The sequence below is a fragment of the Neisseria weixii genome (assembly GCF_042658245.1).
GTDB classification, from domain to species: Bacteria; Pseudomonadota; Gammaproteobacteria; order Burkholderiales; family Neisseriaceae; genus Neisseria; species Neisseria weixii.
The window spans coordinates 1-21,546 of the sequence record NZ_JBHSPY010000012.1 but is presented as its reverse complement, the minus strand read 5'-3'; the positions used below and the strand labels follow the sequence as shown (position 1 = coordinate 21,546).

The 21,546-nt window shown below is 49.7% G+C and carries 21 protein-coding genes, 1 tRNA gene and 2 pseudogenes; 10 read left to right on the top strand and 14 right to left on the bottom strand.

The features are described 5' to 3' along the window. Window positions 1-57: 57 nt before the first annotated feature. Entirely contained in the window at window positions 58-498 is a 441-nt protein-coding gene (locus tag ACFPVS_RS07400) for a PTS sugar transporter subunit IIA (RefSeq protein WP_096294607.1), read from the bottom strand. Window positions 499-620: 122 nt separating this feature from the next. Next, window positions 621-1,181 (bottom strand): hypoxanthine-guanine phosphoribosyltransferase, encoded by a 561-nt coding sequence (locus ACFPVS_RS07395; RefSeq protein WP_096294606.1) that lies wholly within the window; start codon window positions 1,179-1,181, stop codon window positions 621-623. A gap of 310 nt (window positions 1,182-1,491) precedes the next feature. Here ACFPVS_RS07395 and ACFPVS_RS07390 point away from each other — a divergent pair, with 310 nt between their 5' ends. From ACFPVS_RS07390 to fabF, 3 genes are all read left to right on the top strand, one after another. Continuing rightward, window positions 1,492-3,531: a prolyl oligopeptidase family serine peptidase gene (locus ACFPVS_RS07390; RefSeq protein WP_096294605.1), complete on the top strand. Its 2,040-nt coding sequence runs from the start codon at window positions 1,492-1,494 to the stop codon at window positions 3,529-3,531. A 256-nt stretch (window positions 3,532-3,787) separates the two neighbouring features. After that, window positions 3,788-4,024 (top strand): acyl carrier protein, encoded by a 237-nt coding sequence (gene acpP, locus ACFPVS_RS07385; protein ID WP_047759914.1) that lies wholly within the window; start codon window positions 3,788-3,790, stop codon window positions 4,022-4,024. A 165-nt stretch (window positions 4,025-4,189) separates the two neighbouring features. Then, complete coding sequence (gene fabF, locus ACFPVS_RS07380) at window positions 4,190-5,437, top strand: beta-ketoacyl-ACP synthase II (RefSeq protein ID WP_123804291.1); 1,248 nt, start codon at window positions 4,190-4,192, stop codon at window positions 5,435-5,437. Between the two features lie 68 nt (window positions 5,438-5,505). Here the strand turns inward: fabF and ACFPVS_RS07375 are convergent, their stop codons facing one another. The 6 genes and pseudogenes from ACFPVS_RS07375 to ACFPVS_RS07350 all read right to left on the bottom strand — a co-directional run bounded on the left by ACFPVS_RS07375 (window position 5,506) and on the right by ACFPVS_RS07350 (window position 8,983). Next, entirely contained in the window at window positions 5,506-6,021 is a 516-nt protein-coding gene (locus ACFPVS_RS07375) for a DUF2478 domain-containing protein (RefSeq protein WP_123804292.1), read from the bottom strand. 371 nt (window positions 6,022-6,392) lie between these two features. Further along, entirely contained in the window at window positions 6,393-6,743 is a 351-nt protein-coding gene (locus ACFPVS_RS07370) for a murein L,D-transpeptidase (protein ID WP_232507568.1), read from the bottom strand. Window positions 6,744-6,832: 89 nt separating this feature from the next. Next, window positions 6,833-7,345, bottom strand: coding sequence for an outer membrane protein assembly factor BamE (locus ACFPVS_RS07365; protein WP_096294602.1), 513 nt, complete (start codon window positions 7,343-7,345; stop codon window positions 6,833-6,835). 371 nt (window positions 7,346-7,716) lie between these two features. Further along, a pseudogene (locus ACFPVS_RS07360) lies at window positions 7,717-7,812 on the bottom strand (IS1595 family transposase); the annotation flags it as partial. A gap of 9 nt (window positions 7,813-7,821) precedes the next feature. Continuing rightward, window positions 7,822-8,046, bottom strand: a complete 225-nt coding sequence (locus ACFPVS_RS07355) for a hypothetical protein (protein ID WP_096294601.1) — start codon at window positions 8,044-8,046, stop codon at window positions 7,822-7,824. A 121-nt stretch (window positions 8,047-8,167) separates the two neighbouring features. Then, window positions 8,168-8,983, bottom strand: a complete 816-nt coding sequence (locus ACFPVS_RS07350; protein WP_378595536.1) for a DNA ligase — start codon at window positions 8,981-8,983, stop codon at window positions 8,168-8,170. Between the two features lie 100 nt (window positions 8,984-9,083). On the opposite strand from ACFPVS_RS07350, the gene ACFPVS_RS07345 reads away from it, so the two are divergent. Together ACFPVS_RS07345 and ACFPVS_RS07340 are read left to right on the top strand one after the other, a co-directional pair. Continuing rightward, complete coding sequence (locus ACFPVS_RS07345; protein ID WP_096294600.1) at window positions 9,084-9,716, top strand: MBL fold metallo-hydrolase; 633 nt, start codon at window positions 9,084-9,086, stop codon at window positions 9,714-9,716. Between the two features lie 150 nt (window positions 9,717-9,866). After that, entirely contained in the window at window positions 9,867-11,111 is a 1,245-nt protein-coding gene (locus ACFPVS_RS07340; RefSeq protein WP_096296062.1) for an OmpA family protein, read from the top strand. Window positions 11,112-11,286: 175 nt separating this feature from the next. Here the strand turns inward: ACFPVS_RS07340 and ACFPVS_RS07335 are convergent. The 4 genes and pseudogenes from ACFPVS_RS07335 to tpiA all read right to left on the bottom strand — a co-directional run bounded on the left by ACFPVS_RS07335 (window position 11,287) and on the right by tpiA (window position 13,753). Then, window positions 11,287-12,095: pseudogene (locus tag ACFPVS_RS07335) on the bottom strand (transposase). Between the two features lie 411 nt (window positions 12,096-12,506). Then, window positions 12,507-12,592, bottom strand: a tRNA-Leu gene (locus ACFPVS_RS07330). Between the two features lie 9 nt (window positions 12,593-12,601). Next, a complete protein-coding gene (secG, locus tag ACFPVS_RS07325) occupies window positions 12,602-12,973 on the bottom strand; it encodes a preprotein translocase subunit SecG (protein WP_096294599.1) in 372 nt (123 codons plus the stop codon). 6 nt (window positions 12,974-12,979) lie between these two features. Continuing rightward, window positions 12,980-13,753, bottom strand: a complete 774-nt coding sequence (tpiA, locus tag ACFPVS_RS07320; RefSeq protein ID WP_095502254.1) for a triose-phosphate isomerase — start codon at window positions 13,751-13,753, stop codon at window positions 12,980-12,982. Window positions 13,754-13,952: 199 nt separating this feature from the next. Between tpiA and ACFPVS_RS07315 the strand changes: the two genes are divergently transcribed. The 4 genes from ACFPVS_RS07315 to moaA all read left to right on the top strand — a co-directional run bounded on the left by ACFPVS_RS07315 (window position 13,953) and on the right by moaA (window position 16,751). Continuing rightward, entirely contained in the window at window positions 13,953-14,444 is a 492-nt protein-coding gene (locus ACFPVS_RS07315) for a GAF domain-containing protein (RefSeq protein ID WP_096294598.1), read from the top strand. 80 nt (window positions 14,445-14,524) lie between these two features. After that, a complete protein-coding gene (locus tag ACFPVS_RS07310; protein WP_096294597.1) occupies window positions 14,525-15,181 on the top strand; it encodes a protein-L-isoaspartate O-methyltransferase family protein in 657 nt (218 codons plus the stop codon). 134 nt (window positions 15,182-15,315) lie between these two features. Continuing rightward, complete coding sequence (locus ACFPVS_RS07305; protein WP_096294596.1) at window positions 15,316-15,642, top strand: rhodanese-like domain-containing protein; 327 nt, start codon at window positions 15,316-15,318, stop codon at window positions 15,640-15,642. 134 nt (window positions 15,643-15,776) lie between these two features. Beyond that, window positions 15,777-16,751: a GTP 3',8-cyclase MoaA gene (moaA, locus tag ACFPVS_RS07300; RefSeq protein WP_123804295.1), complete on the top strand. Its 975-nt coding sequence runs from the start codon at window positions 15,777-15,779 to the stop codon at window positions 16,749-16,751. 80 nt (window positions 16,752-16,831) lie between these two features. On the opposite strand, the gene dnaJ is transcribed toward moaA, so the two are convergent. Beyond that, window positions 16,832-17,974: a molecular chaperone DnaJ gene (gene dnaJ / locus ACFPVS_RS07295; RefSeq protein WP_123804296.1), complete on the bottom strand. Its 1,143-nt coding sequence runs from the start codon at window positions 17,972-17,974 to the stop codon at window positions 16,832-16,834. A 519-nt stretch (window positions 17,975-18,493) separates the two neighbouring features. Between dnaJ and leuS the strand changes: the two genes are divergently transcribed. Continuing rightward, complete coding sequence (gene leuS, locus ACFPVS_RS07290; RefSeq protein WP_096294595.1) at window positions 18,494-21,226, top strand: leucine--tRNA ligase; 2,733 nt, start codon at window positions 18,494-18,496, stop codon at window positions 21,224-21,226. Window positions 21,227-21,368: 142 nt separating this feature from the next. Here leuS and ACFPVS_RS07285 read toward each other — a convergent pair whose 3' ends face one another. Continuing rightward, complete coding sequence (locus ACFPVS_RS07285; protein ID WP_123804297.1) at window positions 21,369-21,428, bottom strand: IS3 family transposase; 60 nt, start codon at window positions 21,426-21,428, stop codon at window positions 21,369-21,371. Between the last annotated feature and the right edge of the window lie 118 nt (window positions 21,429-21,546).

Sequence of the window (21,546 nt, the reverse complement as noted above, 5' to 3'; positions counted from 1 at the left end):
CCTGTTGGCTCAGGCCGTCTGAAAAAATCCATTCATGGCGGCGAGTCTGACTCAGTTTCAGATGTCCTCTGCCGCTTTTTTACACATCAAATCGTCCGGTGCCGCCGTGATGGCAAAAATGCCGCGAATCGCCGCTTCTTTCACTGTTTCGGTAAACGCAGTCAGGTCGGTGGCAGCCGGTGCGTATTGCACGGCTTTAATTATCATCGGCGCATTCAGGCCGGTGAGGATCGCGGATTTGCCTTCTCGTACCATGCGGCGGGCGGCGTTACACGGGGTCGCGCCAAAAATATCGGTCATAATCAATACGCCGTGACAATCTTCCGAAAACTCCTGAATCATGGAAATCGCGCGGTTAATCAGGTCGTCTTGGTCTTCGTTCGGCTGCGCGCCCAAAATATGGACGTTTTCAGGACTGCCTTGCGGAAAAAAATGATGTGTCAAACCACGGTAGGCTTCACCTATGGTTTCGTGAGTAATGATAAGCAAGCCAATCATTTGCGTTCCTGAAATGAAATAAGGTTTTTATGGTGTTGAGATGGTTGCAGATGCCTGAATAAACAAGGCCGTCTGAATGTTTCTTGGCGTAGCTTTACTTTATTGTTCAGACGGCCTGCTGATTAATCCTGCTTCAAAGCGTAAATTTCGCCCAAATTGCGCCAGCAGCCGGCCGCGTCCATGCCGTAGCCGAAAACATAGCGGTTGGGCACATCCAAGCCGACGTAATCACCTTTGGTTGGCTTTTCTTTGTCGATTAATTTATTGGCAAACACCGCCGCACGACAGCTTGCCGCCCCCATTTCCAACAGCTTTTCCTGAATCGCATGCATGGTGTGGCCTTCATCGAGAATGTCGTCCAACACCACCACATGACGGCCGCGGATTTGCTCGGCATCGGGCATGCGTTTCCAATTGAAATTACCGCCCTGCAATTTGTCGCCGTAGCGCGAAACATGCACATAATCAAAGTCCAGCGGAAAGCGCAGTAACGGCAATAATTGGCCGGTAAACACCACCGCCCCACCCATCACAGGCAGCAACAGCGGATATTTATCGCCCAAATCGCGGGTTATGCCGCCGGCCACTTTCTGCAGCGCAGCTTGGCATTCTTCTTGGCTGAACAACAATTCAGCGTTGTCGAGCATGGTTTGAGTTTGATGGCGTTTGGTTTCGAGATCCATTTGTCTGTACCGCGCAAAATCTAAAATTTAATTATAACAGCAGGCTTAAAACGGCGGCTAAAATATCGCAATGCGCGATCACCATCTAGGCTGAGATCTTCGCAAAACTTCAGACTTGAGTACGGTTTGAAGTTAGATCAGCGCAGAAAGCGAAGACCTATCATGAAGACAGGCAAGTTTTCGAGCAGCGCATAACGAAGAAATGTGCCAAAGATGAAGATTTGGCAAAGGCCTCTGTCTGCCGAAAACTTTTGGTCAAACCTTTGCGCTATAATATGCCCCCTTTCCTTTTTCAGACGGCCTATCCGCCATGACGCAGCATTCCGACCCGTTCCAACATTTCGAAAACCTTGAATCTCCCGCCACGCAAGATTTCGCCGCCAAAGCGCACAATGAAACCCAAGCACGTTTTATGGAAAACGATACTTCACGCACGCTTTCAGACGGCATTTTGGCGCAAATGCAGGACACGCGCCAAATCCCGTTTTGCCAAGAGCACCGTGCGCGCATGTACCATTTCCATCAAGACGCGGAATACCCAAAAGGCGTGTACCGTGTTTGTACCGCTGCGACGTATCGATCAGGTTATCCGGAATGGGAAATCTTGTTTTCAGTGGCCGATTTCGATGAGATTTTGGGCGATGACGTTTACCTCGGCGGCATCTCGCATTTGGTCGAAAAACCGAATCTGGCCTTGCTGACCTTGAGTCGCGCCGGTGGAGATGCAGCCTATACCTTGGAAATGGATTTGGCTGCCGGTACGCTGGTAAACGGCGGTTTTCACTTTCCGGCCGGTAAAAACCACATTTCATGGCGCGATGAAAACAGCGTATGGGTTTGCCCTGCATGGGACGACCGCCAACTCACACAAGCAGGCTATCCGCGCGAAGTGTGGCTGGTCGAGCGCGGGCAAAGTTTTGAAGAAAGCACGCCGGTTTTCCAAATCGACCGCGACGGCATGATGGTCAATGCTTGGCGTTATCTCGACCCGCAAGGTTCGCCGATTGATTTAATCGAAGCCTCGCAAGGGTTTTACACCAAAACCTATTGGCAGGTTTCCGCACAAGGTGAAGCCAAGCCTTTGAATTTGCCGGAAGATTGTGATGTGGTCGGATATTTGTCCGGCCATTTGATGCTGACCCTGCGTAAAGACTGGCTCCGTGCCAACCAAAGCTACCCGAGCGGCAGCCTGTTGGCAGTAAAGCTGCACAAAGGCGAACTCGGCGCGGCGCAATTGCTGTTCGCACCCAATGAGACGCAAGCCTTGGAAAGCGTGGAAACAACCAAGCGTTTTGTGGTGGCCAGTACGTTGGAAAACGTGCAAGGCCGTCTGAAAGCATGGCGTTTTGCCGATGGTGCGTGGCAGGAAATCGAATTGCCCCGCCTGCCGATGGGCACATTGGAAATGACTGACCAGCCGTGGGGCGGCGATGTGGTGTATTTGGCTGCCAGCGATTTCACCACGCCGCTGACGCTGTATGCCTTGGATTTGAACGTAATGGAACTCACCGTCATGCGTCGCCAGCCGCAGCAGTTTGCCGCCGCCGGCATTCAAGTACAGCAGTTTTGGACAAGCTCTGCAGACGGCACACAGATTCCTTATTATCATGTCAGTAAAAATGTTTCAGACGGCCTCTCATCGCAGACACCGACCTTAGTGTATGTGTACGGCGGCTTCGGTGTGCCCGAATTGCCGCATTATTTGGGCAGCATCGGTAAATATTGGCTGGAACAAGGCCATGCGTTTGTATTGGCCAACGTGCGCGGCGGCGGCGAATTCGGTCCTCATTGGCACCAAGCGGCGCAAGGTTTGCACAAACACAAAAGCACTGACGATTTACTCGCCATCGTTGACGATTTGAGCCGCCGCGGTTTGAGTTCGCCCCCACACATCGCCCTGCAAGGGGGCAGCAATGGCGGCTTGGTAGTGGCATCTGCCTTTGTACGCCAGCCGCAAAGCTTCGGCGCGATGGTGTGCGAAATGCCGCTGACCGATATGTTGCGCTATCCTTTATTATCGGCCGGTTCAAGCTGGACAGACGAATACGGCAATACGCAAAAATACGACATCTGCCGCGGTTACTGGCAGCAGCACTCGCCCTACCACAATCTTTCAGACGGCCGCCACTATCCGCCGGCCTTAATCACCACCAGCTTGAGTGACGACCGCGTCCATCCCGCCCACGCGTTGAAGTTTTATGCCAAATTGCGTCAAAAAAGCCCGCAATCATGGCTGTATTGCCCCGACAACGGCGGCCACACGGGTAACAGCACACAACAGGATTCCGCTGATGAATTGGCCTGTATTCTGGCGTTTTTAAACTGTTTTTTAGTGAAAAAAGCCGTCTGAACGGCAAAATTCCCGTTCAGACGGCCTGCAAACGGTATGCCGAAGCAAAATGGTTCTGATTAACCCTTTGATAACAAACAAAAACAAAATGCTGCTTGTAGGATAAAAACAGCCTATGATAATATGCAGCGTAACGAAAGCATTCCCTGAGAATGCAGAAAGCGCATTTTTAGATGGAAAACTCTAAACGAATTCGGTACAATACATCCGATTTATTTTTTCAAACCCGCCGCAAGGCATATAAGGAACGACTGACATGTCAAATATCGAACAACAAGTTAAAAAAATTGTTGCTGAACAACTGGGCGTGAATGAAGCCGAAGTGAAAAACGAATCATCTTTCCAAGACGATTTGGGCGCAGACTCATTGGACACCGTTGAACTGGTAATGGCTTTAGAAGAAGCTTTCGGTTGCGAAATCCCTGACGAAGAAGCCGAAAAAATCACCACCGTACAATTGGCTATCGACTACATCACTGCCCACAACGGCTAATCCGTAGTCTCACCAACACGCCGGCCTCTGCTGCGATTCCGCATACAGGGGCTTTTACCTTATTAGATATGCTCAAAATTAGAGAAAAATTCTAATTTTCAGACGGCCTATCAGGCATTTCAGCCTTACCGTCCACCAATCCCGATTAACGACAGCGAGATTATCATGAGTCAACGAAGAGTAGTCATTACAGGCCTCGGCCAAGTATCACCGGTCGGCAACGACGCCGCCACCGCATGGAGCAACCTGCTCGCAGGCAAAAGCGGCATCGGCATGATTACCCGCTTTGACGCATCCGAAATCAACAGCCAAATTGCCGGCGAAGTGCGCGATTTCGACATCAGCGAATACATCAGTGCCAAAGAAGCCCGCCGCATGGATGCCTTTATCCACTACGGCTTGGCCGCCGCCCTGCAAGCCATTCGGGACGCAGGCTTGGACGATACCCCAGATTTAGACAAAGACCGCATCGGCGTAAATATCGGTTCAGGCATCGGCGGCATGCCGAGCATTGAGGCCACCGGTATTGCGGTGCAAGAAGGTGGTGCGCGCAAGATTAATCCGTTCTTTATTCCGGGCTCGCTGATTAACCTGATTTCCGGTCATGTCACCATTTTGAAGGGCTACCGCGGCCCTTCATACGGCATGGTCTCGGCGTGTACCACCGGTGCACACTCTATCGGCGATGCAGCGCGTTTGATTAAATACGGCGATGCCGACGTAATGGTAGCAGGCGGCGCGGAAGGCTCTATCAATTTATTGAGCGTTGGCGGCTTTGCGGCCATGAAGGCTTTGTCGACCCGCAATAACGACCCTACAGCAGCTTCCCGCCCGTGGGACAAAGGCCGTGACGGTTTCGTGATTGCCGAAGGTGCCGGTGTGTTGGTATTGGAAGAATTGGAACATGCCAAAAAACGCGGCGCGAAAATCTACGCCGAGATCGTCGGCTTCGGCATGAGCTCGGACGCCTACCACATCACCGCACCAAACGAAGAAGGTCCTGCTCTGGCCGTAACCCGCGCATTAAAAGATGCCGGCCTGAACGTAAGCGATGTGAATTATGTCAACGCACACGGCACTTCTACCCCGTTGGGTGATGCCAATGAAACCAAAGCACTGAAACTGGCTTTGGGCGAACATGCTAAAAATGTGGTGGTGAACTCAACCAAATCCATGACCGGCCACTTGCTGGGCGCAGCCGGCGGCGTGGAAGCCGTGTACAGCATCATGGCGATTCACGATCAAAAATCGCCACCAACCATCAATTTGGAAGATCAAGACATCGAAGCAGGCTGCGATTTAGACTATTGCGCCAACGAAGCGCGCGACTTGAACATTAATGTTGCCATTTCCAACTCTTTCGGCTTCGGCGGCACCAACGGCACATTGGTATTCAAAAAATTTGAAGGTTGATTGGTTTTATTTGAAAAGCCGTCTGAACAATATTGTTCAGACGGCTTTTTTATATGGTTAAATCCCAATCAATCTACTTTATGCCGTTGATTTTGACACTCACTCCATGCCAAAACCTCTTCTAAGCCGAATAGCTCTTCCCCCATACCATCGGTAAACGTGCGCCAATCAGACAGATATTTATCTTGCAACAACGAAATCACGGGAATACCCTGCCCGATGGCTTGCGCATATTCGTCAATCAAGCCGCTGTTTTCACTTTCGGCATGGCCGAATTTATTAAACACCAGAATATCGGGCGGCGTTTGCAAAGCTTCTCGGATAACTTCAGAAGAGGCCGCCAAACCACGCGGATCAAGCAGACAAGCCTCGGTGGTGCAGCCTTGGTCATACATAATGGTATACACCCTGCTATCCGTTAAAGATTGTACACGTTCACGTAATTTTTGGTTGTTTTCATCCAAAGGATTCAATAAACCCGCTACTTTTAATCCATGCCGCTGCCAATGCCCCACCGCCTGCCACAAGACTTGTAATTCGCAGGTTCCTTCACCTTGATACATCAGCACGGCAATCGGTTTCATGGTTTTATCTCCGGTTATAAACGGATAAAAGCTTATGCCAACTCTGCCTCAGTGGCAAGCTTTTCTCAAGGCCGAAACCTTTGCAGAACCTCATGGACCACCAATAAAAACCATAACAGCCGTCATTCCCGCGCAGGCGGGAAGCCATCTTAAAATTTCAGAAACTTATTTTATTCAATAGTTTGCCATGTTCAAAAATGGATGCCTGCGCGGAAATGACGCCGATTCTTGGTAAAGTGGTTTTTCAGGGAGTTTTGCAAAGGTCTCAGGCCGTCTGAATACCATATCTCATTTCCAAACGGTCAATTCCTTTACCCAAAAATAAAAAAGGATATCAGTTTCCCAACATCCTTTTCAGACGGCCTATTCGCTTAAATCACTTCTAACGTGAAATAATGGCGTAATTTTTCATACACCTTGTCCGTAACATTAATGCAACCATTAGTCATGACACGATCGGCCACCAATGGCGAAGCGATGCGCTCCATACGGCGCTCAGAAGGTTTGCCCAACCAAACGCGGTGTAATGCAAACAAGAAATCGCGCTCTTCTTTAAAACCAATCACCTCTCCGCCATAGCCCGATTTTTTCGTGGCCATGATGGTCATAGGAAAAGTACCTTTAGGCGTGGTTTTACCGATAAGCACAGGATGGCATTGTTTATCATCGGCAAAGCACAATTCGGCTTTGGCGGTATCCACAATGACCTTCTTACGCTTCATGTAATCGCTGACTGCATCGGCACTGGCAAACGTGTTTAAGCCCAACAACAAGGCCGTAGTTAACCAAAATTTTTTCAAACTATATCCTATTACTGACGGATGCGTTGCGACGTGGTTTCCACTTCGCGGATAATCACTTGCGGCTCTGCTTTAGATGCAGGCGGCGGGCAGGCAGCATCTTTAGGGAATACAGGATTCCAGTAGAAGCTGCGCGCAAATTTGTTTTTATCATAGATTACTTTGTATTGACAAGTAGTGATTCCTTCTACGCCTGAAGTGTTGTCAGGATCCACGCCTACGCCCGGGGTATAGAAATGAAACAGGTAATCCCATTCACGCACGCCAACCATCCCTTCATTGTAATGCGGGCGCCCCAAGATTTTGTAGATGTCGTCTTTGGTCAAACCTGGGCGCATTTGGTCTAATTCATCCCAAGCCGGGAACGTACCGCGGTCGTTATTGAAAGTCAATGAATACGGTTTAGGGAACACCGGGTTATCGGTGGTACCTTCCGGCGTAATATCGCTCTTGGCCGCACATGCTGCCAATAAGCCGGTTGCCAACAATGACAAACCGATTTTAACGATTTGATTAGTTTTCATAACATAATCCTTTTTGATTTCCCGAACCGCCTTTTTCAGACGGCATTAATTGATTCCGGCACTACGCTGCTGCCGCTTACTTAACAAGTGGCTACATGGCATTTTTCAATCCTGATTGCCCAAAGTGCCACATTTTCAACGTCGTCAAAAACTGACATTAATTGTCACTTTGTAACCATTTCATTCAACAATACCCCAAAACATCAGTCGCATCATTTTGATGCCGAAAATATTTTTTATTACGTATTTTACTGTTAAGTATTGTTTTATTTAAAATTTAACTACTTTATTGAAAATACCTTATTTCCTCTTAAATATAACATGCAATTCCCATGCCATATTTAAGGAAGCAAAATTTATTTTAAGCGGCTCTAGCGCAACCTTCTCAACAGCACTTTGTACGAATCATCATGCCGGCAATTGAAGCCGAATTCGGTTTCTTTTAGGGGCCGGTAAAACGTATGCTTGCTATACCGTTACATTATGCGGGTCGATACTTGGCAATACAAATTCCATGCCGACCAACCCTCGACAACCGCGCCATCCATCAGTATTGAGATGGCCTCAATCGAGCTACGACGGCCGCTAATAACCTTTTGTAGCGTTGCTTTGGAAGCAGTTAAATGCAAGGCGAAAAGTTGCAGGATTTGGCGGAATTCAGGCTCGGTAATTTTGTTGAGGCTTTGGGCGTACTTTTTCATTCCATATCAGAAATTAATCGCTATATTTGGTGATTTTGCTTCCTCAGCCTCTTGGATAATAGGCCGTCTGAAAGCTTGTTTACCAATAAAGAATGAGTAATCTTTCAGACGGCCTTTTTATTTATTTTAACTTATCATCGCGAATCCGCACAAAAGTCGCGAAGCGCGGTGTACCTTTTTGTGTAAATCCACGGTAGCGGTAGGTAATCGTTGCGCCGATGGGTGGCGGATGGTCGCGCTCGATATCTTTAAACCCGCTGCCGATCCGGAATTCACCGTACTGATTGCGGCAGCCGATGGCGCCGAGCCGGCCTTGATTTTTACCTTTGCCTTCATAATGTCGGGTAACGGTACATTCGGCATCGTGTTGGCTTTTAAGCTTTAAAAGCTGACTGCTGCGTCCGCCGGTGTAGGTTTGTTCAGGGTTGCGCAACATCACGCCTTCGCCGCCTTGGGCTTCAATATACTTGAGAAAATCGTAGGCATGTTGGGTATTTTCTACGGGGATTTGTTCAATCACGGTAATGGGGGCAGTCGGGTACAGTTGCAGCCACTGTTTGGCGATATCAAGCCGCTGATAGAGGTTGCCACTGGCTTTGGGTACATCGAACACATGCAGTTTAATATTTTGCCAATCGCCCGAAGTCGAACGTACGGTAGCGGAAATTTGCTCGAACTGCCCGCGTGCGCTGAATAGTTCGCCATCCAGGGGATAAGGTGGAAAGTGGCGGGTATAATCGGCAGGCGGTGTAAACGCGTGACCTTGTCGGCTGATGAGCTGTTTGCCGTTCCAAAAGGCGCGCACACCGTCAAGCTTTTCGCTCATTGCCCAACCTTGGATATTTTGGTTTTTGTATTCTTGTGCCAGTAATAAATCGGCGGCTAACAATGGGCTTGAGATGAAAAGCGCGGCGAAAATGGGTATGATAAGTCTCATGGCTTTTATTTCCGTTTATTATAATAATTTAAGAAACTATATTGTATTACACCAATAGGCCGTCTGAAAATATATATGACGGCCGGGAAGGAATCAAATCATGGCCTTACAGGTTGAGATTATGGCGGTCACGCCTTTTCGTCAGAATTGTTCGTTGTTGTGGGATGATGAAACTCATGAAGCGGTTTTGACGGATGTGGGTGGGGATGTACCGTTTTTGTTGCAGCAGGTTGCGGAAAAAAGGCTCACCATTAAAGAAATCTGGCTCACGCACGGCCATTTGGACCATGCCGGCGGAGTGGATGAATTTGTGAAGCAATACCCTGTTCCAGTGATCGGGCCGCATAAAGAAGACGAATTTTTGTTGCAAGCCTTGCCACAAACCACGCCGCAATTTGGATTTCCTGTTTCGCCTGCGGTAGTGCCGACCCGTTGGTTGAACGAGGGCGAGACTTTAACAGTCGGCCGATATGAATTTACGGTATTGCATATTCCCGGCCACACTCCGGGGCATGTGGTGTTTTATTGCGCTTCGGAAAATCTGCTGATTGCGGGCGATGTATTGTTTTACGAGACAATCGGTCGCACAGACTTCCCGAGAGGTAATCATGAAGATTTAATTAATAATATCCGCAGTAAGCTTTTGGTATTGCCGCCTGAAACTCAAGTTGTACCCGGACACGGCAGATTGACGACTATTTCACATGAAAAACAACATAATCCGTTTCTTTAATTTCAACTTTAGTATGTTTTATGATGGACTCTGTAAAAACTCATTAATTTAATGAAATTCGCTGTTGCAAATAAAAAGGCCTCATGTAGTATGGTTATTAAATTCGCAAACATGCGTAGTTTCTACAACAAAACATTTAAGGAAATGGATATGTCTTTAGATTTAGGTAACTTGTTGCAAAGCCAAGTAGGTAATGTGTTGGGCCAGTTTTTAACAGCCAACGGCGAATCTGCTGAAAACAGCACGCAGGCAGCTGGTTTAGCAGCGCCTGCGATTATCGCCGGTTTGGTGAAACATGTAAGCGGCAATACTGCCAATGCTTCAGGTTTGTTGGATTTGATTACCGGTACAGGTGGGGCGCGTTTGAATACTGCGGTTGCCGATGTTACCACCGGTAACGGCGCAAGCAGCTTGATCGATTTGGGCAAACAATTATTGCCTAATCTATTAGGTGGCAATGCACCAAACGTAGCCGACCAAATTGCAGCAGAAAGCGGCATTTCTAAAGCATCTTCAGGTTCCCTGCTGGCATTGGCATTGCCTTTGGTATTGTCTGTGCTGCGCGGTAAAGCACAAAATGACAACCTGAGCGGTGGTCAATTGCTGGGTCTGTTAGGTCAACAACAAGGCTGGTTGTCACGCGTATTGAGCCCGAACATGTTATCAGCATTGGGCATCGGCAGTTTGAGCGGTTTATTCGGCGGCTTGACTAATGTGATTAGCGGTTTAGGTACAACCGGTGCGGCAGCTACTGCATCTGCCGCTGCGGCGGCTCCCGTAGCGGCTAAAAAAGGTGGCGCCGGTAAATGGATTGTATTAGGTTTGGCTGCCTTGGCGGCATTGTTTGCCTTCAAGAGCTGTAATAACAAACAAGAACCTGCTCCGGCACCGGTTGAAGCCAGCACCCCTGCTGCTTCAGATGTAGCAGCTCCTGCGGAAGTGTCTGCGCCAATCGAAGCATCTGCACCGGCTGTCGCCTCTGAAGTAGCGGCTCCTGCCGCTTTTGACACAACCCCTGCCGTAGCTTCCGAAACTGATCCTGTGGTACAGGAAGCCGATGCGGCGGCTCATGTATTGGTTGAAGACGGTGTGGCCAAATTCTACTTCGCGACCGGTAAAAACGACATTGCCGAAGGTGCGGATGCCATCATTGCAGACGTGATTGCAGCCGGTAAAGAAGGTAAAAAACTGGTAATCAGTGGTTTTGCCGACAGTACTGGTAACGCGGTGGCGAATGAAGAATTGTCTAAACAACGTGCCCAAGCTGTTCAAGCTTTCTTTGAAGCGCAAGGCGTGAACTCAGCCAATATTGAGTTGCGCAAACCTGAAAACACCACCGGCGCAATTGGCAATGAGCAAGAAGGCCGTCGCGTTGAAGTAAAAGTTGAAGGTTAATCCAATCAGTCATGATTTGATGAATTAAGTGAAGGCTGTCTGAACGTAAATCGTTTCAGGCAGCCTGAGACTTTTGCAAAACTTCGCATCGAATAAACAGCCGAAACTACAAAGTACAGTTTCGGCTGTTTTCATCGGTTTTAGGCTCCCTCCCCCTTTCACCTTCCCGGGTTGCCTAACAAATATATCCTTCAACAGGCACACTAAACTTGTTGGCTGCCGCCAACAGGTTCAAATATATCGCTTTCAGATGGCTTTGCACTGCCACTTTCAACAAACCGAAATAGCTTGCTCGGGCTAACGGAACTTGCGGAGCAGGATGACGAGGCTTTATTCCGCTACATAGATAGCGGATTTTCGACAGCTCGTTGTTACGCTGCTTCTCTTGCGCTTAAGGGTTAGACCCTGCTGCGCCTTACGCATGATGTCGTCTGAAAGTTGTTTTCTCTGCAGATGTTCTCGGCTGGCTTTACTGTGGCAACATTTGCCAGCATAAGCGGTTTCGATGCCTTTCAGCAAGGATTTCGAAATGGTTGCATTCGTGGGCATTAGCCGGGGTGATGTGCAGCTTCTCAATATAGCTGTCGGAGTCGGTGCGGGTATGTTGTTGGTAGCCGGATTTCAACTTGCCGTCTTGCTTAATCCACCGTGCATCTTGATCTTTGCTCGGGGAGGTTTCGCCGCTAGATTGCACCGTTTTTACCTACTTTGACGAGTTGGCGTTGTTTATAGCCGGTGGTTTGGATGATGGTGGCAGCATCAATAACGGCTGCTTCGCCTTTCCCGACTTTGAGCCCTTTTCGGTGAGTCGGTGGTTAAAAAGATAGACCGGTCACCGTTGTCGCGCAGATAGCGGGTTCTTCGCATAGTAAGATACTGTTCGATCGTTACCCAATCGAGAGTGCAGTCGAGTTTGATGAGCGGGAAATGGTCGAAATGTTTTTCGATGTGGTTGAGAGCGTCGGTACGTAAAAAGCTGCTCATGAAGAACATCCTCTAAATTCGACTTATAGGGAATTTAGAGGGTTTTAGAGCGCTTGGGAGGTATTACGTTACTTGGTAACCATGGTTACTTTACATAAATTTTCAGAAGGGCTTTGCCAAGGTCCCGACCAGTTTATAGGCTTTATCAGCGGGTTTTGCATTCTTGATTTGTCGGTCGTTCAAAGATATTTTTACGGTACTTTTTGAAGGTATTTTTTCAATACCGCATAAAATACCGCAAATTTATGCTTTATTCAATTAGACGGCATTAGACTATATTAGACAGAAAAATCAGGATAACCACACCAGCCAATCACACGCTAAGCCTTTATTCATCAGCATTTTCACGATTGGATTAGACGGCATTAGACGTAAAAAAACCGCCTGAATTTCAGACGGTTTTTCTTTTGATGGTGCCGACATCGAGACTTGAACTCGAACGATCTAGGATCACTACCCCCTCAAGATAGCGTGTCTACCAATTCCACCATGTCGGCCGGTAATTTTTATTTACTGCTGCGCGGCGAGGCCGGAGCGGGTGCAGCAGGTGCAGTATTTATGTTACTTGATGCAGGTGCAGTTTGTGCCGGTTGGCTTTGCTGCACGGTGCTGAAGTCTAAACCATGACGTGTGGTGTTGGAATGGATATACACCATAGCCATGCAGGTGGCGAAAAATACGGTGGCCGCAATAGCAGTCGAGCGTGTCAGGAAGTTGGCATTACCTCCCGAACCGAATACGCCTTGCGCACTACCGCTACCGGAACCGAAAGTCGCACCCGCATCCGCACCTTTGCCGTGTTGCAGCAATACCAATACAATCACGGCCAATGCGGAAATGATGTTCACAATCCAAATAACGGTTTTAAAGGCTTCCATAATTCTCTACGATGCTTGCGCGGCGTCAATAATGGCAGTAAACGAGTCATAAGACAAGGATGCGCCGCCGACTAATGCGCCGTCTACATGTGGTACGGCGAAAATGTCTGCTGCGTTTTCAGCTTTCACGCTTCCGCCGTAAAGAATGCGGATTTTAACATCGTCGCCACACAAAGACAAGATTTGTTTGTGGATAAACGCATGCATGTCGGCGATTTGCTCGACGGTGGCAACTTTGCCGGTGCCGATCGCCCAAACCGGCTCGTAGGCAACGGCGATGTTTTTGGTATCTAAGCCTTGCAACACCGATAATTGATGCGCAATCACTTCCTGCTCTTGGCCGGCTTCGCGCTCTTCCAAGCTTTCGCCGACACACAATAATGGAATCAGGCCGACGTTTAATACGTTTTCCATTTTTCGGCGTTGGATTTCGTTTTTCTCGCCGAAATACAGGCTGCGCTCGGAGTGGCCGATTAACACGATGTCGGTGCCTATATCGGCCAACATTTCGGCCGATACTTCGCCGGTGTATGCGCCGTTATTCGGGAAGCGGCTCACATCTTGAGCACAGGTTAAAATGCGGTTGTTTAGCACAATCTGCATGGCGTTGTGCAGCTGCAACAGATAAACGGTCGGCGCAGCCAAGCCGATTAATACGCGCTCGGCGGTGGGCATGATACGGAAGCGGTGCATGAGTGCGTTGTTGTTTTGCAGGCGGCCGTTCATTTTCCAGTTGCCGATGACCCATTTTTGATCCCACATACCGATTTCGTGTTGCATGTTGCTTGCTCCGTCAGATTAAATCACTGTAACGAAGTGTAGTTCATATCGACATGATTAGCAATATTTCCTCTCTAGGCGGCCATTATTGCGCCTTCAATCCAAGGCCGTCTGAAACAACGTTTTCAAACGGCCTTGTTCACTGCTTGGCAGACAATTGGTTTATAATTCGGTTTTATTTTTCAGACGGCCTTTACGCATGCATTCGCTTCATCTTTCCCACACCGACAAAGCCAAGCGTTATCAAGAATTGCTGCCGCAAATCGAGAGCGTCATCAGCGGCGAGACCAATCTGATCGCAAACTTGGCCAACACCGCCGCCATCTTAAAAGAAGCATTCGGCTGGTTTTGGGTTGGCTTTTATTTGGTCGAACAAGAAAACCAAGAATTGGTATTAGCACCATTCCAAGGGCCATTGGCTTGCACGCGGATTCCTTACGGGCGCGGCGTGTGCGGTCAGGCTTGGTCGCGCGGTGAAACCATTGTAGTCGAAGACGTGAACCAACACCCCGACCACATCGCTTGCTCATCCTTATCGCAATCGGAAATTGTGGTACCGCTGTTTGATTCAGACGGCCACTGCTATGGCGTATTGGATGTCGATGATGACAAACTGGCGCAGTTTGATGGCACCGATGCCTGCTATTTAAATGAATTGGCCGATATACTCAGCCGCCATGCAATGAAATAGGCCGTCTGAAATCTGGTAAGCCAGCCAATTCGATTCTATAATAACGGTTTTCCCGATAACACCCGCCACGGAGCAGCATCATGGACTTTGACAAAGCGCGTTTCAATATGGTCGAACAACAAATCCGCCCTTGGGACGTGTTGGATTTTAATGTGCTCGATGCCCTGATGGCCATTCCGCGCGAACGTTTTGTTGCCGGAAGCCAGCAAGGTTTGGCGTATTCCGACACCGAATTGCCGCTGCCCAACGGCCACAAAATGCTGGAGCCGAAAGTCGTGGCGCGGTTAGTGCAGGGTTTGAAATTAAACAAACAAGACAAAGTGTTGGAAATCGGCACCGGCTCAGGCTATGCCACCGCATTGTTGGCGGAATTGGCCGGCGAAGTGGTTTCAGACGACCTCGATATCGAGCAGCAAAACCGCGCTAAAACCGTATTGGACGATCTGGGTTATCAAAATATTTACTACGCACAAAACGACGGTTTGGTCGAACACACCGAAGGCGCCCCCTTCGATGCGATTTACGTTGGTGGCGGCGTGCATGGTGTGCCCGAAATCTTAAAAGCGCAATTGAAAGACGGCGGCCGCATGGTTGTCGTGGTCGGAGACAAACCGGTACAACGCGCCCTGCTCATTAACCGCAATAGCAACGAATTCAGCCAAAGCGTGTTGTTCGATACCCTCATCGCCCATCTCAACGACAAAAGCAACCAACCTTTCGGCAACTTTGATTTTTAAAGATTGCACCCATATCCAATTAAGGTACTGCCGAATAATTTGCTTCGGCCACGCCCAAAGAAAGGCCGTCTGAAACATTTCCTTTCAGACGGCCTGTTTTACTCTTGATAAACATATAAGCTAAAGGCCGAATAATGACGATTCCGCAACTTTCCGTGATTGAATTCAAAAAATGGCAAGATGAAGGCTGCGAATTTCATTTGCTCGATGTACGCACCGATGACGAAGTCGAAATCTGCGCCCTGCCCAACGCCATTCACATCCCGATGAACCTGATTCCATTGCGCCACAACGAGTTACCCGACGACGGCCTGCCGATTGTGGTGTATTGCCATCACGGCATCCGCAGCCTGCACACTGCGCTTTACTTGGCCGACATGGGATTCGAATCATTGTATAACCTGCAAGGCGGCATAGACGAATGGGCGCTGCAAGTGGATGCGAATGTTGCTCGTTATTAAAAACCTAAAGTACAAAAGGTTATTTTGTTTTGCTCTTCAACCAAACACACGATAAGATTAAGCCCATAATTTTAAAGATAAAATTTTATCTAAACACGACCAGATAACTAAACCGAAATAACTAGAAATTCATCATGCTTACCGACCCATTCGGCCGTACCGTCGACTACTTACGGATATCCGTGACCGACCGCTGCGACCTACGCTGCACTTATTGCCTGCCCAAAGGCTTCAAAGGTTTTTCCATTCCCAAAGAATGGCTGACCATTGAAGAGCTTGGCCGCGTAGCTGCCGCGTTCGCCCGTCTCGGTACCAAACGCTTCCGCCTGACCGGTGGCGAACCCCTGTTACGCAAAGGTTTGGTCGATTTGGCCGCCGAAATCAACCGCCAGTCCGGTGTCGAAGACATTTCGCTCACCACCAACGGCACCCAACTTGACAAACATGCCCATGCCCTGCGCCAAGCCGGTGTACGCCGTTTAAACATCAGCCTCGACAGCCTGCGTCGCGACTGTGTCACCAACATCACCGGCAGCGACTGTCTGCCACAAGTACTCGACGGCATCAAAGCTGCCAAAGAAGCCGGATTCGAGCGCATCAAAATCAATATGGTGCCGCTCAAAGGCGTCAACGACATGGATTTGGACGAAATGGTCGCCTTCTGTATGGAACACGGCTTCATCTTGAATCTTATCGAAGCCATGCCGATGGGCACCACCGGCCAAGCCCACGCCAAAGTGAGCCTGCAACCGGTATTGGAAGAATTGCGCCAAAAGTTCGACTTAAGCCCGTTTGAAGGAAAAATCGGCGGCGGTCCGGCGCGCTACTGGCAAAGCGAAAACAACGGTTTCACTCTCGGCTTGATTACCCCGATGAGCCAACACTTCTGCGCCACCTGCAACCGCGTGCGCCTGTCCGCCACCGGCAACATCCACCTCTGCCTCGGCCAAGAAGACAAAGCCCCATTACGCGACCTGCTGCGCGATAATTGCAGCGATGCCGAACTCGACCAAGCCATCCGCGATGCGATTGCGATGAAGCCGGAAAAACACGAATTCGTAGAAAATCCGAAGAAGATTATTCGAGTAATGGCGTTAACCGGAGGTTAAGCGCTAACTTTGTTTGCTTTATGAAAAGGCCGTCTGGACATTTATGTTTCAGACGGCTTTTTATTATTTACCACTCACAATCAATCAAACAAATCGCCCAATTTATCTAAAAACGATTTTTTGCGCGGGGTTTGGCTGCGGTCGAGCCCGGTAGAAATGCTTTCAAATTCTTCCAGCAATTCTTTTTGGCGGTCAGTCAGGTTGACCGGTGTTTCCACCACCACATGGCAATATAAATCGCCGGTGGCGCTGGAGCGCAGTGATTTGATGCCTTTACCTTTCACGCGCATGCGGCGGCCGTTTTGAGTTTCTTTCGGGATATTGAGTTTGACCTTGCCATCCAAAGTCGGCACTTCCACATCACCACCCAACGCGGCCACGGCAAAGCTGATTGGCAGCTCGCAATGCAGATCCAAGCCGTTGCGCTCGAAGATTTTGTGTTCTTTCACATGCACATTGACGTACAAATCGCCGGCCGGTGCGCCGTGCTGACCCGGTTCGCCTTCGCCGCTCAAGCGGATGCGTTGACCGTCGTCGATGCCTGCCGGAATGTTGACTTCAACAGTTTTACTGGTTTTGGTGCGGCCTTCGCCACGGCATTTCACACAAGGATCTTTGATTTCTTTACCGGTGCCGTGACAGGTCGGACAGGTTTGCTGCATTTGGAAAATCGCTTGACGGATATGCACTGTACCCGAGCCGTGACAGGTCGAACAGGTGCTGGCCGAGGTGCCCGGTTTGGCACCGCTGCCGTGACACACGCCGCATTCTTCGTAAGTCGGAATATTGATGCGTTTTTTCAAACCTTTGGCCGCTTCCTCCAAGGTGATTTCGACACCGACCTGCAAGTCCGCGCCCTGATAATTCGGCTGACGGCCGCCACCCGTGGCTCCGCCGAACATTTGACTGAAAATATCGCTGAAGTCAAAGCCTTGGGCACCGCCAAAGCCGCCACCGAATCCGCCGCCAAAACCACCTGCGCCGCCGCCCATGCCTTGCTCGAAAGCGGCATGGCCGTATTGGTCGTACATGGTGCGTTTTTCTTTGTCGGAAAGGGTATCGTAGGCTTTTTGGATTTGTTTGAATTTCTCTTCCGCTTCTTTATTGTCGGGATTACGGTCGGGATGGTATTTCATCGCCAATTTGCGGTAGGCTTTTTTGATGTCGTCTTCACTCGCGCTGCGGGCAACGCCGAGGGTTTCGTAAAAGTCTTGATTGCTCATGTTCGTAGTGGAATAGATCTAGGTGTTAAAACTGGTGTGCAGATATGGGCAGTGATGAGAATCTCAAGGGGACAAAGCGAAATAAAAGGCCGTCTGAAAAAAGAATATTTTTTCAAATAACCTTCTTATGAAATAATCATTTTTAGAGAAACCTGCCCTATCCGCTGGGCGCAACCGAACAAAGCAGGATTTTGGCAGAATAAAAGGCTCGGTGTTTGAGCCGCCCTAAGCGGCGAGTTCGAACCTGCTGCCAACATGCTGTGTGAGTGGGAAGTTCGCCCTTACAGGCGAACCTGCAACCGCGGCCGCCTTTCTTTTGCCTACTTTTAGCTTCGCAGAAAACAATAATCTAACTCTAAAAACTATCTGAAAAAATATTTCCTAGAAAATTTTCAGACGGCCTGTTCATGATATTTATTTCCTATGCAAACAGATTCCGCAAATTGCCGACAATCCGTCAGTAAACTGCTATAATCCCTCGCTAATTTTTCACTTTTTTCAGCGTAAAGCAGACGAATCATGCAAGAACAATACCAACCGTCCGCCATCGAGCCGGCGGCACAAGCAAAATGGGACGAAGCCCGTATTTTCAATGTATCGGAAGATACGTCCAAACCGAAATACTACTGCCTGTCGATGTTCCCCTACCCGAGCGGCAAGCTGCACATGGGGCACGTGCGCAATTACACCATCGGCGACGTATTGAGCCGTTTCAAATTGCTCAACGGTTTCAACGTGATGCAGCCGATGGGTTGGGATGCGTTCGGCATGCCGGCGGAAAATGCGGCGATGAAAAACAACGTCGCCCCTGCCGCGTGGACATATGACAACATCGAATACATGAAAACCCAGCTCAAAAGCTTGGGTTTTGCCATCGACTGGGATCGTGAACTGGCCACCTGCACGCCGGAATACTACCGCTGGGAGCAATGGCTGTTTACCAAATTGTTTGAAAAAGGCATTGTTTACCGCAAAAACGGCACGGTCAACTGGGATCCCGCCGACCAAACCGTATTGGCCAACGAGCAAGTCATCGATGGTCGCGGCTGGCGTTCGGGTGCAGTAATTGAGAAGCGCGAAATCCCGATGTATTACTTCAAAATCACCGATTACGCCGAAGAGCTGCTGGCCGATTTGGACAAACTCGACCACTGGCCGGAGCAAGTCAAAACCATGCAGCGCAACTGGATCGGCAAATCACGCGGCATGACCGTGCGTTTCCCTGTGTCCGATAACAGCAAACAAGGCCTGGAAGGCGATTACGCCAATTATCTACAGGTGTACACCACCCGCCCGGACACCTTGATGGGCGCAACTTATGTGGCCGTGGCCGCCGAGCATCCATTGGCTACCGCCGCCGCTGCCGATGTGCCGCAATTGCAAGAATTTATTGCCGAATGCAAAGCCGGTTCGGTTGCCGAAGCCGATATGGCGACCATGGAAAAACGCGGCATGCCGACCGGCCGCTACGTGATCAATCCGCTCAACGGCGAAGAATTGGAAGTGTGGATTGCCAACTATGTGTTGTGGGGCTATGGCGACGGCGCGGTGATGGCCGTGCCTGCGCATGACGAACGCGATTTTGAATTTGCCAACAAATACAGCCTGCCGATTAAACAAGTGCTGCAGCGTATTACTATTGGTCTTTCTCCTGAACAAGAGGAAGCCTTTGGATTTGGCGGAGGTTCCGGTGCTGGTGCTGGCTCTGGAGACGGTAGTGGATCATCTGATAGAGATTTACCATTCATATCCCATCAATGGCAAGATTGGTATGCGGCTAAAGATGAATTCATGATTTTGATCAACAGCGGAGAATTCAACGGCTTAGACTTTCAGACGGCCTTCGACAAAATCGGCGAGAAACTGCAAAGCCTGCAACTGGGTGAACCGAAAACCCAATACCGCCTGCGCGACTGGGGCATTTCGCGCCAACGCTACTGGGGCTGCCCGATTCCGATTGTGCATTGCGAAAGCTGCGGCGATGTGCCGGTACCGGCTGATCAACTGCCTGTGGTCTTGCCGGAAAACGTCGTGCCCGACGGCATGGGTTCACCTTTGGCAAAAATGCCCGAATTCTACGAAACCACTTGCCCGCATTGCGGCGGTGCGGCCAAACGCGAAACCGACACCATGGATACCTTCATGGAATCGAGCTGGTATTTCTTCCGCTACATGTCGCCTCAATTTTCAGACGGCATGGTCAGCACCGAAGCTGCGCAATATTGGGGCGCGGTTGACCAATACATCGGCGGCATCGAACACGCCATTTTGCACCTTTTGTACGCGCGCTTCTTCACCAAACTGATGCGCGACGAAAGCTTGGTGAATGTTGACGAGCCGTTCGAGCGTTTGCTGACCCAAGGCATGGTTGTGTGCGAAACCTATTTCCGCGAAGGCGCCAGCGGCGGCAAAGAGTGGATTAATCCGGCCGATGTCGAAGTCCAAACCGACGAAAAAGGCCGCCCTATTTCCGCCACGCTCAAGGCTGACGGCCTGCCGGTGCAAATCGCCGGCGTGGAAAAAATGTCGAAATCGAAAAACAACGGCGTTGACCCGCAAGCCCTGATTGAAGCCTACGGCGCCGACACTGCCCGTCTCTTTATGATGTTTGCCGCCCCGCCGGAGCAATCTTTGGAATGGAGCGACAGCGGTGTGGAAGGCGCGCACCGCTTCCTGCGCCGACTGTGGCGCACCGTGTTCGACTTCCGCAAACAAGGCGGCACCATAGCTGCATTCTCAGGCGACCAAGAGAGCTTGAGCAAAGAACTGAAAGAATTGCGCCACAAATTGCACAGCACCATCGCCAAAGTCAGCGACGATTACGGCCGCCGCCAGCAGTTCAACACCGCCATCGCCGCCGTGATGGAATTGCTCAACCAGTTTGACAAAACCGACACCAGCAGCGAACAAGGCCGCGCCGTGGCACAAGAAGTGCTCGAAGCCGTCACACGCCTGTTGTGGCCGATTGTGCCGCACATCTGCGAAGCTTTGTGGGCAGAACTCAACCGCACCCAACTGTGGGATGCCGCGTGGCCGCAAGTCGATGAAGCCGCTTTGGTGAAATCGGAAATCGAGATTATGGTTCAGGTCAACGGCAAACTGCGCGGCAAAATCACCGTGGCCGCCGATGCGCCGAAAGAGCAAATCGAAGCCGCCGCACTAGCCAGCGAAGGCGCGGTGAAATTCATGGACGGCAAAGCACCGAAGAAAGTGATTGTGGTGCCGGGCCGTTTGGTGAATATCGTCGTGTAAACATCGTGGTATAACACCCGAATCGGGCAAAGCCGTCTGAAAACTTTGAACTGTCCCCCAATACTTGGACAAGTTAAGAATCTTTCTCAAACAGCCTTTTCAAGCTGGGTTCTGTAGCCGACAGGACTCAGCTTTTTTAAGTTTAAACTATCCGTTCATGATTGTAGTAATGTATGTAATCATCTATAGCAAATAAACTTATTTATCGATACACGCCTGAAACAGCCAATCCACATCCGCCATTCTCAGCCGATTCCCAACACCTTTAATCCAAGCCCGCTTTTTCTCTATCTGATTCAGATCGGGACTATAGGGCGGAA

Bases quoted from the DNA above. Each gene is read 5' to 3' on its own strand.
- ACFPVS_RS07355 (WP_096294601.1), bottom strand. From the start codon at position 8,046: ATGAAAAAGTACGCCCAAAGCCTCAACAAAATTACCGAGCCTGAATTC.
- leuS (WP_096294595.1), top strand. From the start codon at position 18,494: ATGCAAGAACAATACCAACCGTCCGCCATCGAGCCGGCGGCACAAGCA.
- fabF (WP_123804291.1), top strand. From the start codon at position 4,190: ATGAGTCAACGAAGAGTAGTCATTACAGGCCTCGGCCAAGTATCACCG.
- ACFPVS_RS07365 (WP_096294602.1), bottom strand. From the start codon at position 7,345: ATGAAAACTAATCAAATCGTTAAAATCGGTTTGTCATTGTTGGCAACC.
- ACFPVS_RS07400 (WP_096294607.1), bottom strand. From the start codon at position 498: ATGATTGGCTTGCTTATCATTACTCACGAAACCATAGGTGAAGCCTAC.
- ACFPVS_RS07350 (WP_378595536.1), bottom strand. From the start codon at position 8,983: ATGAGACTTATCATACCCATTTTCGCCGCGCTTTTCATCTCAAGCCCA.
- secG (WP_096294599.1), bottom strand. From the start codon at position 12,973: ATGGAAGCCTTTAAAACCGTTATTTGGATTGTGAACATCATTTCCGCA.
- ACFPVS_RS07375 (WP_123804292.1), bottom strand. From the start codon at position 6,021: ATGAAACCGATTGCCGTGCTGATGTATCAAGGTGAAGGAACCTGCGAA.
- ACFPVS_RS07370 (WP_232507568.1), bottom strand. From the start codon at position 6,743: ATGAAGCGTAAGAAGGTCATTGTGGATACCGCCAAAGCCGAATTGTGC.
- tpiA (WP_095502254.1), bottom strand. From the start codon at position 13,753: ATGCAACACGAAATCGGTATGTGGGATCAAAAATGGGTCATCGGCAAC.
- dnaJ (WP_123804296.1), bottom strand. From the start codon at position 17,974: ATGAGCAATCAAGACTTTTACGAAACCCTCGGCGTTGCCCGCAGCGCG.
- ACFPVS_RS07395 (WP_096294606.1), bottom strand. From the start codon at position 1,181: ATGGATCTCGAAACCAAACGCCATCAAACTCAAACCATGCTCGACAAC.
- ACFPVS_RS07315 (WP_096294598.1), top strand. From the start codon at position 13,953: ATGCATTCGCTTCATCTTTCCCACACCGACAAAGCCAAGCGTTATCAA.
- ACFPVS_RS07390 (WP_096294605.1), top strand. From the start codon at position 1,492: ATGACGCAGCATTCCGACCCGTTCCAACATTTCGAAAACCTTGAATCT.
- ACFPVS_RS07340 (WP_096296062.1), top strand. From the start codon at position 9,867: ATGTCTTTAGATTTAGGTAACTTGTTGCAAAGCCAAGTAGGTAATGTG.
- ACFPVS_RS07310 (WP_096294597.1), top strand. From the start codon at position 14,525: ATGGACTTTGACAAAGCGCGTTTCAATATGGTCGAACAACAAATCCGC.
- ACFPVS_RS07345 (WP_096294600.1), top strand. From the start codon at position 9,084: ATGGCCTTACAGGTTGAGATTATGGCGGTCACGCCTTTTCGTCAGAAT.
- moaA (WP_123804295.1), top strand. From the start codon at position 15,777: ATGCTTACCGACCCATTCGGCCGTACCGTCGACTACTTACGGATATCC.
- ACFPVS_RS07305 (WP_096294596.1), top strand. From the start codon at position 15,316: ATGACGATTCCGCAACTTTCCGTGATTGAATTCAAAAAATGGCAAGAT.
- acpP (WP_047759914.1), top strand. From the start codon at position 3,788: ATGTCAAATATCGAACAACAAGTTAAAAAAATTGTTGCTGAACAACTG.